This is a genomic window from Pseudomonas brassicacearum, assembly GCF_000585995.1.
Lineage (GTDB): Bacteria > Pseudomonadota > Gammaproteobacteria > Pseudomonadales > Pseudomonadaceae > Aquipseudomonas > Aquipseudomonas brassicacearum_A.
On record NZ_CP007410.1, the window covers coordinates 1,364,056 to 1,379,059 of the forward strand.

General features: G+C 60.2%; 11 protein-coding genes. All 11 read left to right on the plus strand.

Translation table 11 applies throughout. The features are described from left to right. Positions 1-15 precede the first annotated feature (15 nt). The 11 genes from rseP to tilS all read left to right on the plus strand — a co-directional run bounded on the left by rseP (position 16) and on the right by tilS (position 14,855). Positions 16-1,368 carry a sigma E protease regulator RseP gene (gene rseP / locus CD58_RS05845; protein WP_025212118.1) on the plus strand — a complete coding sequence of 451 codons (1,353 nt, stop codon included), beginning with the start codon at positions 16-18 and terminating at the stop codon, positions 1,366-1,368. A gap of 74 nt (positions 1,369-1,442) precedes the next feature. Next, positions 1,443-3,830 (plus strand): outer membrane protein assembly factor BamA, encoded by a 2,388-nt coding sequence (gene bamA, locus CD58_RS05850; RefSeq protein WP_025212119.1) that lies wholly within the window; start codon positions 1,443-1,445, stop codon positions 3,828-3,830. 45 nt (positions 3,831-3,875) lie between these two features. Beyond that, on the plus strand, positions 3,876-4,379 hold the full coding sequence (locus tag CD58_RS05855; protein WP_003184901.1) for an OmpH family outer membrane protein: 504 nt from the start codon (positions 3,876-3,878) through the stop codon (positions 4,377-4,379). A gap of 3 nt (positions 4,380-4,382) precedes the next feature. After that, complete coding sequence (lpxD, locus tag CD58_RS05860; protein WP_025212120.1) at positions 4,383-5,438, plus strand: UDP-3-O-(3-hydroxymyristoyl)glucosamine N-acyltransferase; 1,056 nt, start codon at positions 4,383-4,385, stop codon at positions 5,436-5,438. A 102-nt stretch (positions 5,439-5,540) separates the two neighbouring features. Continuing rightward, complete coding sequence (gene fabZ, locus CD58_RS05865; protein WP_008154051.1) at positions 5,541-5,981, plus strand: 3-hydroxyacyl-ACP dehydratase FabZ; 441 nt, start codon at positions 5,541-5,543, stop codon at positions 5,979-5,981. Then, positions 5,978-6,754 carry an acyl-ACP--UDP-N-acetylglucosamine O-acyltransferase gene (gene lpxA, locus CD58_RS05870; protein ID WP_025212121.1) on the plus strand — a complete coding sequence of 259 codons (777 nt, stop codon included), beginning with the start codon at positions 5,978-5,980 and terminating at the stop codon, positions 6,752-6,754. Before fabZ ends, lpxA begins: the two co-directional genes overlap by 4 nt. 2 nt (positions 6,755-6,756) lie before the next feature. After that, entirely contained in the window at positions 6,757-7,887 is a 1,131-nt protein-coding gene (lpxB, locus tag CD58_RS05875; RefSeq protein ID WP_025212122.1) for a lipid-A-disaccharide synthase, read from the plus strand. Further along, on the plus strand, positions 7,884-8,543 hold the full coding sequence (gene rnhB, locus CD58_RS05880; RefSeq protein ID WP_025212123.1) for a ribonuclease HII: 660 nt from the start codon (positions 7,884-7,886) through the stop codon (positions 8,541-8,543). The genes lpxB and rnhB overlap by 4 nt, the downstream gene beginning before the upstream one ends. 241 nt (positions 8,544-8,784) lie before the next feature. After that, the gene (gene dnaE, locus CD58_RS05885) at positions 8,785-12,306 is read left to right on the plus strand and encodes a DNA polymerase III subunit alpha (RefSeq protein WP_025212124.1); all 3,522 of its coding nucleotides are present in this window, start codon (positions 8,785-8,787) and stop codon (positions 12,304-12,306) included. A gap of 149 nt (positions 12,307-12,455) precedes the next feature. Beyond that, positions 12,456-13,403, plus strand: coding sequence for an acetyl-CoA carboxylase carboxyltransferase subunit alpha (locus CD58_RS05890; RefSeq protein ID WP_025212125.1), 948 nt, complete (start codon positions 12,456-12,458; stop codon positions 13,401-13,403). A 150-nt stretch (positions 13,404-13,553) separates the two neighbouring features. Beyond that, positions 13,554-14,855 (plus strand): tRNA lysidine(34) synthetase TilS, encoded by a 1,302-nt coding sequence (gene tilS / locus CD58_RS05895; protein WP_038436466.1) that lies wholly within the window; start codon positions 13,554-13,556, stop codon positions 14,853-14,855. Positions 14,856-15,004 lie beyond the last annotated feature (149 nt).

The following is a 15,004-nucleotide window of genomic DNA, read 5'->3' on the forward strand; positions in this document are numbered from 1 at the left end:
TTGCGGAGAAAACAGATGAGCGCGCTCTATATGATTGTCGGCACCCTGGTTGCGCTGGGGGTGCTGGTCACATTTCACGAATTCGGTCATTTCTGGGTCGCGCGTCGCTGTGGCGTCAAGGTCCTGCGTTTTTCCGTGGGCTTTGGCATGCCGTTGCTGCGCTGGCATGACAAGCACGGCACCGAGTTCGTCGTGGCGGCCATCCCGCTGGGTGGCTACGTGAAGATGCTTGATGAGCGCGAGGGTGAAGTACCTGCCGATCAGCTCGATCAATCCTTCAATCGCAAGACCGTCCGTCAGCGTATCGCCATCGTCGCGGCGGGGCCGATTGCCAACTTTCTGTTGGCCATGGTTTTTTTCTGGGCGTTGGCCATGTTGGGCAGCGAGCAGGTGCGTCCTGTCATCGGTGCGGTGGAGGCCGGCAGTATTGCGGCCCGGGCCGGGCTCGGCGCGGGACAGGAAATCGTCGCTATCGATGGCGAGCCGACTTCGGGCTGGGCCGCCGTCAATCTGCAACTGGTGCGGCGCTTGGGCGAGAGCGGTTCGTTGCAATTGATGGTGCGTGAGCAGGGCTCTACGGCGGATTCGCCTCGAGAGCTGGTGCTGGATAACTGGCTCAAGGGTGCCGACGAGCCGGATCCGATTCGTTCCCTGGGCATCCGTCCATGGCGTCCGGCGTTGCCGCCGGTGCTCGCCGAACTCGATCCGAAAGGCCCGGCCCAGGCCGCGGGCCTGAAGACCGGTGACCGGTTGCTGGCGCTCGATGGCCAACCGGTCAGCGACTGGCAGCAGGTGGTCGATTCGGTCCGTGTACGCCCTGATGCCAAAATTGTCCTGCGCGTCGAGCGCGACGGTGCTTCAATCGACGTCCCGGTAGCCCTGGCTGCCCGTGGCGAGAGCAAGGCACCGACCGGTTACCTGGGGGCGGGCGTCAAGGCGATCGACTGGCCACCGGAGATGATTCGCGAGGTCAGCTTCGGCCCTGTGGCGGCGATTGGCGAGGGTGCGCGTCGTACCTGGACCATGAGTGTCCTGACCCTGGACTCACTCAAGAAAATGTTGTTCGGTGAGCTCTCGGTAAAAAACTTGAGTGGACCGATAACCATTGCTAAAGTGGCGGGCGCTTCTGCCCAGTCGGGCGTCGCTGATTTCCTGAATTTCCTTGCTTATCTGAGTATTAGCCTGGGGGTTCTGAATTTGCTACCCATTCCAGTACTGGATGGGGGGCATTTGCTGTTCTATCTGATCGAGTGGGCGCGTGGTCGTCCCTTGTCGGATCGGGTGCAAGGTTGGGGGATACAGATCGGTATCAGCTTGGTGGTTGGGGTCATGTTGCTTGCCCTGGTCAACGATCTGGGTCGTCTGTAACGCGTCGCTGAATTGCGAATCTGCCGCATTTTGCGGCAGTTTGTTTATTGCCAGTTGGAATAAGAAAGGACTTCATGAAACGTCTGCTGCTAACTGCGGTTCTCACCGTATTGATGATCGCCGAAGTTCACGCCGAGTCCTTCACTATCTCTGATATTCGCGTCAATGGCCTCCAGCGGGTCTCCGCGGGTAGCGTCTTTGGTGCCTTGCCGTTGAACGTCGGCGAGCAGGCGGATGATCGGCGCCTGGTGGAATCCACTCGTGCGCTGTTCAAAACCGGCTTCTTTCAAGATATCCAATTGGGTCGTGACGGCAATGTCCTGGTCATCACGGTTGTCGAGCGCCCGTCGGTCGCCAGTATCGAGATCGAAGGCAACAAGGCGATCTCCACTGAAGACCTGATGAAAGGCCTCAAGCAATCCGGCCTGGCCGAAGGCGAGATCTTCCAGCGCGCCACCCTCGAAGGCGTGCGTAACGAGCTACAGCGTCAATACGTCGCCCAGGGTCGCTACTCGGCTACCGTCGACACCGAAGTGGTGCCGCAGCCGCGCAACCGCGTCGGCCTGAAGGTCAACATCAACGAAGGCACCGTGGCGGCCATCCAGCACATCAACGTGGTGGGCAACACGGTTTTCCCTGATGAAGACCTGATCGACCTCTTCGAGCTCAAGACCACCAACTGGCTGTCGTTCTTCAAGAACGACGACAAGTACGCCCGTGAAAAACTCTCCGGTGACCTGGAGCGCCTGCGTTCCTACTACCTGGACCGCGGCTATATCAACATGGACATCGCTTCGACCCAGGTGTCCATCACCCCGGACAAGAAGCACGTCTACATCACCGTCAACGTCAACGAAGGCGAGAAGTACACCGTTCGTGACGTCAAGCTCAGCGGTGACCTGAAGGTGCCTGAAGACCAGGTCAAGTCGCTGTTGCTGGTGCAGAAGGGCCAGGTGTTCTCGCGCAAGCTGATGACCACCACGTCCGAGCTGATCACCCGTCGCCTGGGTAACGAGGGTTATACCTTCGCCAACGTCAACGGCGTGCCGCAGCCCCATGATGAAGACCACACCGTCGACATCACCTTCGCCGTGGATCCGGGCAAGCGTGCCTACGTCAACCGCATCAACTTCCGTGGCAACACCAAGTCCGAGGACGAAGTGCTGCGCCGTGAAATGCGCCAGATGGAAGGTGGCTGGGCATCGACTTACCTGATCGACCAGTCCAAGACCCGCCTGGAACGCCTGGGCTTCTTCAAGGAAGTCAACGTCGAGACCCCGGCAGTACCGGGCGTCGATGACCAGGTCGATGTGAACTACAGCGTCGAAGAGCAGGCATCCGGTTCGATCACCGCCAGTGTCGGTTTCGCCCAGAGCGCCGGCCTGATCCTGGGTGGCTCGATTACCCAGAACAACTTCCTGGGTACGGGTAACAAGGTCAGCATCGGTTTGACCCGCAGTGAGTACCAGACTCGCTACAACTTCGGTTACGTGGACCCCTACTGGACTGCTGACGGTGTGAGCCTGGGCTATAACGCCTTCTATCGCACTACCGACTATGACGAGCTCGATGCGGACCTGACCAGCTATGCGGTCGACAGCATGGGCGTCGGTGCCAACGTCGGTTACCCGATCAGCGAGACTTCGCGCCTGACCTTTGGCCTCACGGCCCAGCAGGACAAGATCAATACCGGTCTCTACACCGTTGACGAGATCTTCGATTTCGTGAACAAGGAAGGCGACAACTACCTGAACTTCAAGGCGTCTGCCGGCTGGTCCGAGTCGACCCTGAACAAAGGCGTGCTGGCGACCCGTGGTCATTCCCAGAGCCTGGTGCTGGAAGCCACCACTCCTGGTAGTGACCTGTCATTCTTCAAGCTCGACTATCGCGGCCAGCTGTTCCAGCCGTTGACTGACAACTACACCATGCGCCTGCACACCGAGCTGGGCTATGGTGACGGTTACGGTTCGACCGAAGGATTGCCGTTCTACGAGAACTACTATGCCGGTGGTTTCAACTCGGTCCGTGGCTTCAAAGACAACACCCTGGGTCCTCGCAGTACGCCGAGTCGTGGTGTAGGCGCCACGGGGAACAATGGTACAGCGCTGGACCCGGATCAGGATCCGCTGCCGTTCGGTGGTAACGTGCTGGTTCAGGGTGGCGTTGAAATCCTGTTCCCGATGCCGTTCGTCAAGGACCAACGCTCGCTGCGTACCTCGCTATTCTGGGACGTGGGTAACGTATTCGACTCCAAGTGCGAAACCACGACCAATACAAACGGCACCAAATCCAACACCCAGTGCAACGAGATCAGCCTGAGCAACATGGCCAGTTCCGTTGGTGTGGGCGTGACCTGGGTCACCGCACTGGGTCCTTTGAGCTTCGCGCTGGCGATGCCGATCAAGAAACCGGATGAAGCTGAAACTCAAGTGTTCCAATTCTCCCTCGGCCAGACGTTCTAAGCGTCTGACCCAAGATAACGACAATGAATTTTGTAGGAGTACATCGTGCGTAAGTTGACTCAATTGGTTCTCCTGGCGACCGTACTGGTCGCGGGTCCGGCTTTTGCCGACATGAAGATCGCCGTACTGAACTATCAGATGGCCCTGCTGGAATCCGATGCGGCGAAGAAGTACGCCGTGGATGCCGAGAAAAAATTCGGCCCGCAGCTGACCAAGCTCAAGGGCCTGGAAAGCAGCGCCAAGGGTATCCAGGACCGCCTGGTAGCCGGTGGCGATAAGATGGCCCAGGGCGAGCGTGAGCGTCTGGAGCTTGAATTCAAGCAAAAGGCCCGTGACTTCCAGTTCCAGTCCAAGGAACTGAACGAAGCGAAAGCCGTTGCCGACCGCGAAATGCTCAAGCAGCTCAAGCCGAAGCTCGACAGCGCGGTGGAAGAAGTCATCAAGAAAGGTGGTTTTGACCTGGTGTTCGAGCGTGGCGCAGTGATTGATGTCAAGCCTCAGTACGACATCACGCGTCAGGTCATCGAGCGCATGAATCAGCTGAAGTAATCCATGAGCGCGACCATCAAGCTCGGCCAATTGGCCGAGTTCCTCGGCGCCACCCTGCGTGGCGACCCGGAGAAGACAATTACTGGGCTAGCCACTTTGCAAGAGGCTGGCCCAGCTCAGTTGAGCTTTCTGGCAAATCCCCAATACCGCAAGTACCTGGCCGACAGCCGGGCTGCCGCGCTGTTGCTCAAGGCCGCTGATGCCGAAGGGTTTGCCGGCGATGCGCTGATCGTGCCCGATCCGTATCTGGCGTATGCGCGGATATCCCATCTGTTCGATCCCAAGCCCAAGCCGGCCGTGGGTATCCATCCCAGCGCCGTGATCGCGGCAGATGCGGTGGTCGATCCCACGGCCAGCATCGGCCCTTTTGTGGTCATCGAAAGCGCGGCCCGCATCGGTGCCGGTGTCACGTTGGGCGCCCATTGCTTCATCGGGGCGCGCAGCGAGGTCGGCGAAGGTGGCTGGCTGGCTCCGCGGGTCACCCTGTATCACGATGTTCGCATCGGCAAGCGCGTGGTGATTCAATCTGGCGCGGTACTGGGCGGCGAAGGATTCGGTTTCGCCAACGAGAAAGGCATCTGGCAGAAGATCGCCCAGATCGGTGGCGTCACGGTTGGCGATGATGTGGAAATCGGCGTCAACACCGCAATCGACCGTGGTGCACTGGCCGATACGGTCATTGGCAATGGTGTCAAGCTCGACAACCAGATCCAGATCGCCCACAACGTCCAGGTCGGTGACCACACGGCCATGGCCGCCTGCGTGGGCATCTCCGGCAGCACCAAGATCGGCAAGCACTGCATGCTGGCTGGTGGCGTGGGGTTGGTGGGACATATCGATATCTGTGACAACGTATTCCTGACCGGGATGACCATGGTGACCCACTCGATTACCGAGCCGGGTGCCTATTCTTCCGGTACGGCGATGCAGCCGGCGGCCGAATGGCGCAAGAGCGCGGCCCGAATTCGTCAGCTCGATGACATCGCGCGACGTCTACGACAGGTGGAAAAGCGTGTAGGGGACGTGACCCCTGACGGTAATGCTTCATCAGATGGCTGATACCATTTTCATATCAAGTGTTCACGGCCGTTAAGGCTCCTTGATTTGCTAGCGGAGTGCGCGCCACTCGCGCCCCCAATCTTTACATAGGCTTCCCCCGAAATGATGGACATCAACGAGATTCGCGAATACCTGCCTCACCGTTACCCGTTCCTGTTGGTGGATCGGGTGGTGGACCTGGACGTTGAAGGCAAGCGCATTCGCGCCTACAAGAATGTCAGCATCAACGAGCCGTTCTTCAATGGTCACTTTCCCGCGCATCCAATCATGCCGGGTGTGCTGATCATCGAAGCGATGGCTCAGGCTGCCGGGATCCTTGGTTTCAAAATGCTCGACGTAAAGCCAGCCGACGGCACGCTTTACTACTTTGTCGGCTCCGACAAGCTGCGTTTCCGCCAGCCGGTCACCCCGGGCGATCAGTTGATCCTCGAGGCCAGGTTCATCAGTTGCAAGCGCCAGATCTGGAAGTTCGAATGCCAGGCTTCGGTCGACGGCAAGCCGGTCTGCTCCGCTGAAATCATCTGTGCGGAACGCAAACTATGAGTTTGATTGACCCTCGCGCAATCATCGATCCGACGGCCGTCCTGGCCGCCGATGTCGAGGTCGGCCCGTGGTCGATCATCGGCGCAGGTGTGGAAATCGGCGAGGGTACGGTGATTGGTCCCCACGTAATTCTCAAGGGACCCACCCGGATCGGTCGTCACAACCGCATCTACCAGTTTTCTTCGGTAGGCGAGGACACGCCCGACCTCAAGTACAAAGGTGAAGAAACCCGTCTGGTCATCGGCGATCACAACGTGATCCGCGAGGGCGTGACGATTCACCGTGGCACCGTTCAGGATCGCTGCGAAACGACCCTGGGCGACCATAACCTGATCATGGCCTACGCTCACATCGGCCATGACAGCGTTATCGGCAACCATTGCATCCTGGTCAACAACACCGCGCTGGCCGGCCATGTGCACGTGGCTGACTGGGCGATCCTGTCCGGCTTCACCCTGGTGCACCAGTATTGCCATATCGGTGCCCACAGCTTCTCTGGGATGGGCACCGCCATCGGCAAGGATGTCCCGGCCTACGTCACCGTGTTCGGCAATCCGGCTGAAGCACGCAGCATGAACTTCGAAGGCATGCGTCGTCGTGGTTTCAGCGAAGAGGCCATTACAGCGCTGCGTCGCGCCTACAAGGTTGTGTATCGCCAGGGCCTGACGGTCGAGCAGGCGCTTGCCGAGTTGGCCGAGGCTTCGGCGCAGCATCCGGAAGTCGCGATATTCCGCGACTCCATCCAGTCTTCGACCCGCGGCATCACTCGCTAATCATGACTAATTTGCGTATTGCACTGGTGGCGGGAGAGGCTTCCGGTGACATTCTGGGCGCCGGTCTGATGCGTGCGCTCAAGGTGCAGCATCCGGAGGTCGAATTCATCGGTGTTGGCGGTCCACTGATGCAAGCCGAAGGGCTGACGTCTTATTTCCCTATGGAACGTCTGTCGGTCATGGGACTGGTGGAAGTGCTCGGTCGCCTGCGGGAGTTGCTGGCCCGTCGCAAGAAACTGATCCAGACCCTGATCGACGAAAAGCCGGATGTGTTCATCGGTATCGATGCGCCGGATTTCACCCTCAACATCGAACTCAAGTTGCGTCAGGCCGGTATCAAGACGGTGCATTACGTCAGCCCGTCGGTCTGGGCCTGGCGGCAGAAGCGGGTACTGAAGATTCGCGAAGGCTGCGACCTGATGCTGACGCTGCTGCCGTTCGAAGCCCGGTTCTACGAAGAGAAGGGCGTGCCGGTGCGGTTCGTCGGTCATACCCTGGCCGATACCATTCCCCTGGAGGCCGACCGCGAAGCAGCTCGCCAGGCGTTGGGCCTGCCGGAAGGACCGCTGGTGGCCTTGATGCCTGGCAGCCGGGGCGGCGAAGTGAGCCGCCTGGGTGGCTTGTTTTTTGATGCCGCTGAGCGCCTGCGGGCGATGCGTCCCGGTGTGGGGTTTGTCTTGCCGTGTGCCAGTCCGGAGCGCCGGGCTCAGCTTGAAGCGCTTCTGGTCGGTCGCAACTTGCCGATTACACTGCTCGACGGTCGCTCCCATGAAGCGCTGGCTGCGTGTGATGCCGTGTTGATTGCGTCCGGCACTGCTACCCTTGAGGCGTTGTTGTACAAGCGCCCGATGGTGGTCGCCTATCGCCTGGCGCCGCTGACATTCTGGATTCTCAAGCGTATGGTCAAGAGCCCTTATGTCTCCCTGCCGAACTTGCTGGCCCAACGCTTGCTGGTGCCCGAGTTGTTGCAGGACGAGGCGACTGCCGATGCGCTGGCCAACACGCTTTCGCCCTTGATCGACGGCGGCCAGGAGCAAACCCGGGGCTTTGACGAAATCCACCGTACCTTGCGTCGCGATGCCTCTAACCAGGCGGCGGACGCGGTGCTGACCCTGATCGGCGCAAAACAATGAGCAACGTAAAGCTACAGATGGGCCTGGACTTCAACCTGGTCGCCGAAGTGCAAGAGCTGGTGGCCGGTGTCGATGAAGTCGGACGCGGCCCATTGTGCGGCGCGGTGGTGACGGCGGCAGTGATTCTCGACCCGAACCGGCCGATCCAGGGCCTCAACGACTCCAAGAAGCTCACCGAGGCCCGTCGCGAAAAGCTCTACGACGAAATCTGCGAGAAAGCCCTGAGCTGGTGCATTGCCCGGGCCGAAGTCGAAGAAATTGATGAGCTGAATATCCTGCACGCCACCATGCTCGCCATGCAGCGCGCCGTCCAGGGGCTGCACATTACGCCGAAGCTGGCGATGATCGATGGCAATCGTTGCCCGAAACTGTCGATGCGCGCCGAAGCGGTCATCCAGGGCGACGGCAAGGTGCCGGCCATCGCGGCGGCCTCGATCCTGGCCAAGGTCAGCCGTGACCGGGAAATGGCTGCTTTTGAATTGATCTATCCGGGCTATGGCATCGGCGGCCACAAGGGCTATCCGACCCCCGTTCATCTGGAAGCCCTGGCGCGCCTTGGGCCAACACCCATCCACCGGCGTTCGTTCGCTCCGGTGCGCCTGGCCTATGAGGCGCGTGAAGGGTTGATCATAAACAGTCAGTGCCCTGTTTCTTAAGACAAGCAGTGCTTTTGTGGCGAGGGGATTTATCCCCGCTGGGCTGCGAAGCAGTCCCAAAGTCCATCAGATGTACCGGGTTGTCAGGTTTAAGGGCCGCTTCGCGCCCCAGCGGGGATAAATCCCCTCGCCACAAAAGCTGTGTTCGCATTTTCAAGAGCGGACACTCATGGCTGATGTTTTACCCAAGGCCCGGTACAATCCGGGCCTTGTTGTTTTCATGACTTAACGCAGGATCACTATGCCGGCTTCATTCGTTCATCTACGCCTGCACACTGAGTACTCCCTGGTCGATGGCCTGGTGCGGATCAAGCCATTGGTCAAGACCCTGGTGGGCATGAACATGCCTGCCGTGGCGGTCACCGACCAGAACAACATGTGTTCGCTGGTCAAGTTCTACAAGGCCGCGATGGGCGCCGGGATCAAGCCGATCTGCGGTGCCGACCTGTGGCTGTCGAACAAGGATCCGGATGCGCCGCTGAGCCGTATCAGCCTGTTGGTGATGAACGCCTTGGGGTATCGCAACCTCACCGAGCTGATTTCCCGCGGCTTTATCGATGGTCAACGCAATGGTTCGATCATCATCGAGCGCGAGTGGGTGGCCGAAGCCAGCGAAGGGTTGATCATGCTGTCGGCGGCCAAGGAGGGTGAAATCGGCCTGGCCCTGCTCAGTGGCAACCCCGAAGAAGCCGAAGTCCTGGCACGCGACTGGATGGCGGTGTTCCCGGACCGTTTTTACATCGAAGTACAACGCACCAACCGCCCCAACGATGAAGAGCACCTGCACGCCGCCGTGGCCCTGGCCGACAAGATCGGCGCGCCACTGGTGGCGACCAATGACGTGCGGTTCATCAAGCAGGAAGATTTCGAGGCTCACGAAACCCGCGTTTGCATCGGTGAGGGCCGGGCCCTTGACGATCCACGCCGTCCGAAGAATTACAGCGACCAGCAATACCTCAAGAGCGCCGAGGAAATGGCCGAGTTGTTCAGCGACCTGCCCGAGGCGCTGGAAAACACCGTCGAGATCGCCAAGCGCTGCAACATCGAAGTGAAGCTGGGCAAGCACTTCCTGCCCAACTTCCCGATCCCCGATGGCATGACCATCGACGAGTATTTCCGCAAGGTGTCTTTCGACGGTCTCGAGGACCGCCTCCGCGTCCTGCTGCCAAAGGACACTACTGAAGATTACGAAGCCAAGCGCCAGGTGTATGTCGACCGGTTGAATTTCGAGCTGGATATCATCATCCAGATGGGCTTCCCCGGTTACTTCCTGATCGTGATGGACTTTATCCAGTGGGCCAAGAACAACGGCGTGCCGGTGGGCCCTGGCCGTGGATCGGGCGCCGGGTCGCTGGTGGCCTATGTGCAGAAGATCACCGACCTTGACCCGTTGGAATATGACCTGCTGTTCGAACGTTTCCTAAATCCGGAACGGGTATCCATGCCCGACTTCGACGTCGACTTCTGCATGGATGGGCGCGACCGGGTGATTGACTACGTGGCCGAGAAGTACGGTCGCAACGCGGTGAGCCAGATCATCACTTTCGGTTCCATGGCTGCCAAGGCTGTGGTGCGCGACGTGGCGCGGGTGCAGGGCAAGTCCTACGGGCTGGCGGATCGTCTGTCAAAGATGATTCCGTTCGAAGTCGGCATGACCCTGGAAAAAGCCTACGAGCAGGAAGAAATCCTGCGGGACTTCATCAAGGTCGATGAAGAGGCCGCCGAAATCTGGGAGATGGCCCGCAAGCTCGAAGGCGTGGTGCGTAACGTCGGCAAGCACGCCGGTGGCGTGGTGATCGCGCCGACCAAGCTGACTGACTTCTCGCCAATCTATTGCGATGAAGAGGGCGACGGCCTGGTCACCCAGTTCGACAAGGATGACGTCGAGGCGGCGGGCCTGGTGAAGTTCGACTTCCTCGGCCTGCGGACCCTGACGATCATCGACTGGGCGTTGAAAACCATCAACCGTGACCGGGCCAAGGTGGGCGAAGAGCCGCTGGACATCGCCTTCATCCCGCTCGATGACAAACCGACCTACAGCCTGCTGCAAAAAGCCGAAACCACGGCGGTGTTCCAGCTGGAATCCCGGGGCATGAAAGAGCTGATCAAAAAGCTCAAGCCCGACTGCCTGGAAGACCTCATCGCACTGGTGGCCCTGTTCCGTCCGGGCCCGCTGCAATCGGGCATGGTGGATGACTTCATCAACCGTAAGCACGGCCGCGCCGAACTGGCCTACCCGCACTCGGATTACCAGTATGAAGGCTTGAAACCGGTGCTGGCACCGACCTACGGCATCATCCTGTACCAGGAACAGGTGATGCAGATTGCCCAGGTCATGGCCGGCTACACCCTCGGCGGCGCGGACATGCTGCGTCGGGCCATGGGCAAGAAAAAGCCCGAGGAGATGGCCAAGCAACGCGGCGGTTTCATTGATGGTTGCGCCACCAACGGCATCGACCCTGACCTGGCCGGTAACATTTTCGACCTGGTGGAAAAATTCGCCGGCTACGGCTTCAACAAATCCCACTCTGCCGCCTATGGCCTGGTGTCCTACCAGACTGCCTGGCTGAAGGCGCATTACCCGGCGCCGTTCATGGCCGCGGTACTCTCGGCGGATATGCACAACACCGACAAGGTCGTGACCTTGATCGAGGAAGTGCGGACCATGAAGCTGCGCCTCGATGCCCCGGACGTGAACGCTTCGGAGTTCAAGTTCACGGTGAACGACGAGGGCCGCATCATCTATGGCCTGGGTGCGATCAAAGGCGTAGGCGAAGGGCCGGTGGAGGCCATCACCGAAGCGCGCCAGGACGGGCCGTTCAAGGACCTGTTCGATTTCTGCGCCCGGGTCGACCTCAAGCGTATCAACAAGCGGACCCTCGACGGCTTGATCCGCAGTGGCGCGCTGGACCGTCTGGGTCCGTACTTCCAGGATGAGCCCAAGGCCTATCAGGCCAACATCGACCGCAACCGCGCGGTGTTGCTGGCGGCCATGGAAGAAGCGATCAAGGCCGCCGAGCAGACGGCCCGTACCCACGACAGTGGCCATGCCGACCTGTTCGGTGGCCTGTTCGTCGAGGAAGATGCCGATGTCTACGGCAATCATCGCAAGGCCAAGGAGCTGACCCTCAAGGAGCGCCTCAAAGGTGAGAAAGACACCTTGGGCCTGTACCTGACCGGTCACCCGATCGACGAGTACGAAGGCGAGATCCGCCGTTTCGCCCGCCAGCGCATCATCGACCTCAAGCCGGCGCGCGATACGCAAACCGTCGCCGGGATGATCATTGCCCTGCGGGTGATGAAGAACAAGAAGGGCGACAAGATGGGCTTCATCACCCTCGACGACCGCTCCGGGCGCATCGAGGCTTCGCTGTTTGCCGAGGCGTTCCACTCGGCGCAGTCGTTGTTGCAGACTGACGCGATGGTGGTAGTGGAAGGCGAGGTCAGTAACGACGACTTTTCCGGTGGCCTGCGGCTGCGGGTCAAGCGGGTGATGAGCATGGAAGATGCCCGCACCAACCTGGCCGAAAGCCTGCGCCTGAAGTTGCAGACTCAGGACCTCAAGGGCGATCAGCTGCGTTGGTTGGGTGAATTGTTCAAGCGCCATCGCGGTGCCTGCCCGATCACCATGGAGTATGTGCGCCCCGACGCCAAGGCGGTGTTGCAGTTCGGCGAGGGCTGGCGAATCGATCCGGCGGATGCGTTGATTCAAGCCTTGCGTGACCAGTTCGGCAAAGACAACGTCTTCCTCCAATACCGTTGACGGCCAGGTGCCACTCTGGAAACCAGAACGACCCTGATCTCGACCTGAATTTTTAATCTCGACCTAAACGCGCCTCTCCCTTAAGGTAGGCGCGAATAGACAACCGGCCGGCCCAAGCTCTCTTGGACGTCGACCCAAGACGGACGCCTATGAACCCGAATTTTCTAGATTTCGAACAGCCGATCGCCGACCTGCAAGCCAAGATCGAAGAGTTGCGCTTGGTCGGTAATGACAATTCGCTGAATATCGGCGATGAAATCTCTCGTCTGCAGGACAAAAGCCGGACGCTGACCGAAGACATCTTCGGCAAGCTGACCAGCTGGCAGATCGCGCGTTTGGCGCGTCACCCGCGTCGTCCATACACCCTGGACTACATCGACCACATCTTCACCGAGTTCGATGAGTTGCACGGCGACCGTCACTTCTCCGACGATGCCGCCATCGTCGGTGGTGTCGCCCGTCTGGACGACCAGCCAGTGATGATTATCGGCCATCAAAAAGGCCGCGAAGTGCGTGAGAAGGTCCGCCGCAACTTCGGCATGCCGCGCCCTGAAGGCTACCGCAAGGCCTGCCGCCTGATGGAAATGGCCGAGCGCTTCAAGATGCCGATCCTGACCTTCATCGACACGCCGGGCGCCTACCCGGGCATCGACGCCGAAGAGCGCAACCAGAGCGAGGCAATCGCCTGGAACCTGCGCGTCATGGCACGCCTGAAAACCCCGATCATCGCCACTGTGATCGGCGAAGGCGGTTCTGGCGGTGCGCTGGCCATTGGCGTCTGCGATCAACTGAACATGCTGCAATATTCCACGTACGCGGTGATCTCGCCGGAAGGCTGCGCCTCGATCCTGTGGAAAACCGCCGAGAAAGCGCCGGATGCCGCTGAAGCCATGGGCATCACCGCCGAGCGCCTCAAGGGCCTGGGCATTGTCGATAAAGTGATCAGCGAGCCTGTGGGCGGCGCTCATCGCGATCCGGCCGCGGCGGCGGCGTTGATTCGCGCCGAGCTGAGCTCGCAACTGTCGATGCTGAAGAAATTCGATAACGATGCGCTGCTGGCTCGTCGCTATGAGCGGTTGATGAGCTACGGTCTCTGATCTGACCAAGCTTCCAGCAGTTGTGGGGAGCCAGTGTGGGAGCGGGCTTGCTCGCGAAAGCGGTTTAACATTCAACCCATGTGTTGACTGATTCGCCGCCTTCGCGAGCAAGCCCGCTCCCACATTTGATTTGTGCCAAGGCTGATACCCATGAACACAGGCATCGACCTGCCAACCCGGCTCCTCACACAGCTATCTCCCTGGCGCAACGCCAGCACCTGGCGCATTGCCTTCTCCGGCGGTCTCGACTCCACCGTCCTGCTGCACCTGCTCGCGTCTCTCTCAAAAAACCATTCCCTGCCAACGCTCAGCGCGATCCATGTCCATCATGGCCTGCAGGCTGTGGCTGACACCTGGCCGGACCACTGTCGCTCGGTCTGCGACGCCCTTGGGGTGCCGTTGCAGGTGGTTCACGTCCAGGTCCAGCCTGGCGCCAGTCTCGAACGGGCTGCCCGGGAGGCGCGTTATGGCGCTTTCCTGGCGGCTATTCATAGCAATGAAGTGCTGCTCACGGCCCAGCACCGCGACGACCAGGCTGAAACCCTGCTGTTTCGTTTGCTGCGCGGGGCGGGGGTGAGGGGCTTGTCGGCGATGCCGAGGCGACGGCCTTTGGGCCCGGGATACTTGCTGCGGCCATTGCTCGATGTGTCCCGTGCGGAGTTGGAAGCCTACGCGACGCAACAGGGCTTGAGCTGGATCGAAGACCCTTCCAACGACGATCACCGCTACGCGCGCAATTACCTGCGCCAGCGGGTTTTCCCCGTATTGACCGAACAGTGGCCCCAGGCCTCGATGACCCTGGCTCGCAGCGCTGCGCACATGAGTGAAGCCCAAGGCTTGCTGGATGACTTGGCGCGGATCGATCTGGCCGGCGCTACAAACCCCGGTGCGTTTGACTGGCTTGGCTTGCGATCGCTTGAACTGGCACCTCTGCAGGCGCTGTCGCCGGCCCGCCAACGCAATGCAATGAGCCACTGGCTGGCGTCGATGACGACGTTACCTGACAGCGATCACTGGTCCGGTTGGGACTCGCTGCGCGATGCCAAGGGCGATGCCCATCCCATCTGGCGCCTGGCCGGTGGTGAGCTGCACCGGGCCGGCGGGCGGGTCTGGTGGTTATCCGACCACTGGTTACGTCCGGCTCCAGGCGCCGTCCAATGGCCCGATCCCGCGGTACCGCTGCGCTTGCCGGGCAATGGCGGGGTCACGCTGGGTGGCAAGCCGCCTGCGGGCCCACTTTGCGTGCGCTATCGTCAAGGCGGCGAAGTGATGGAGTTACCGGGCCGCGGTCATCGGGATCTCAAGCGTTTGCTCAACGAAAACGCCGTGCCCGCTTTTGTTCGCGGCCGATTGCCGCTGCTGTATCGGGGTGAGCAATTGCTGGCGGTGGCCAACCTGAAGGGGCTCGACACAGACGTTGATGGCTGTTGGAAATTGATCTGGACGCCATGAAGCCAAGATCTGGGTTTGAGCTGATAGGGGCTTTCCGGTAGACTACGCTCCCTTCTTGATACAACTTCTGTGGATTCGCCTGAATTGCAGGAGTTGCCGATTACCAAGCAGTCTTTGCTGGGCGATTCCAAAAAATGTGTAGCGAGCAA

Bases quoted from the DNA above. Each gene is read 5' to 3' on its own strand.
- lpxB (WP_025212122.1), top strand. From the start codon at position 6,757: ATGACTAATTTGCGTATTGCACTGGTGGCGGGAGAGGCTTCCGGTGAC.
- rseP (WP_025212118.1), top strand. From the start codon at position 16: ATGAGCGCGCTCTATATGATTGTCGGCACCCTGGTTGCGCTGGGGGTG.
- lpxA (WP_025212121.1), top strand. From the start codon at position 5,978: ATGAGTTTGATTGACCCTCGCGCAATCATCGATCCGACGGCCGTCCTG.
- dnaE (WP_025212124.1), top strand. From the start codon at position 8,785: ATGCCGGCTTCATTCGTTCATCTACGCCTGCACACTGAGTACTCCCTG.
- fabZ (WP_008154051.1), top strand. From the start codon at position 5,541: ATGATGGACATCAACGAGATTCGCGAATACCTGCCTCACCGTTACCCG.
- lpxD (WP_025212120.1), top strand. From the start codon at position 4,383: ATGAGCGCGACCATCAAGCTCGGCCAATTGGCCGAGTTCCTCGGCGCC.
- CD58_RS05890 (WP_025212125.1), top strand. From the start codon at position 12,456: ATGAACCCGAATTTTCTAGATTTCGAACAGCCGATCGCCGACCTGCAA.
- bamA (WP_025212119.1), top strand. From the start codon at position 1,443: ATGAAACGTCTGCTGCTAACTGCGGTTCTCACCGTATTGATGATCGCC.
- rnhB (WP_025212123.1), top strand. From the start codon at position 7,884: ATGAGCAACGTAAAGCTACAGATGGGCCTGGACTTCAACCTGGTCGCC.
- tilS (WP_038436466.1), top strand. From the start codon at position 13,554: ATGAACACAGGCATCGACCTGCCAACCCGGCTCCTCACACAGCTATCT.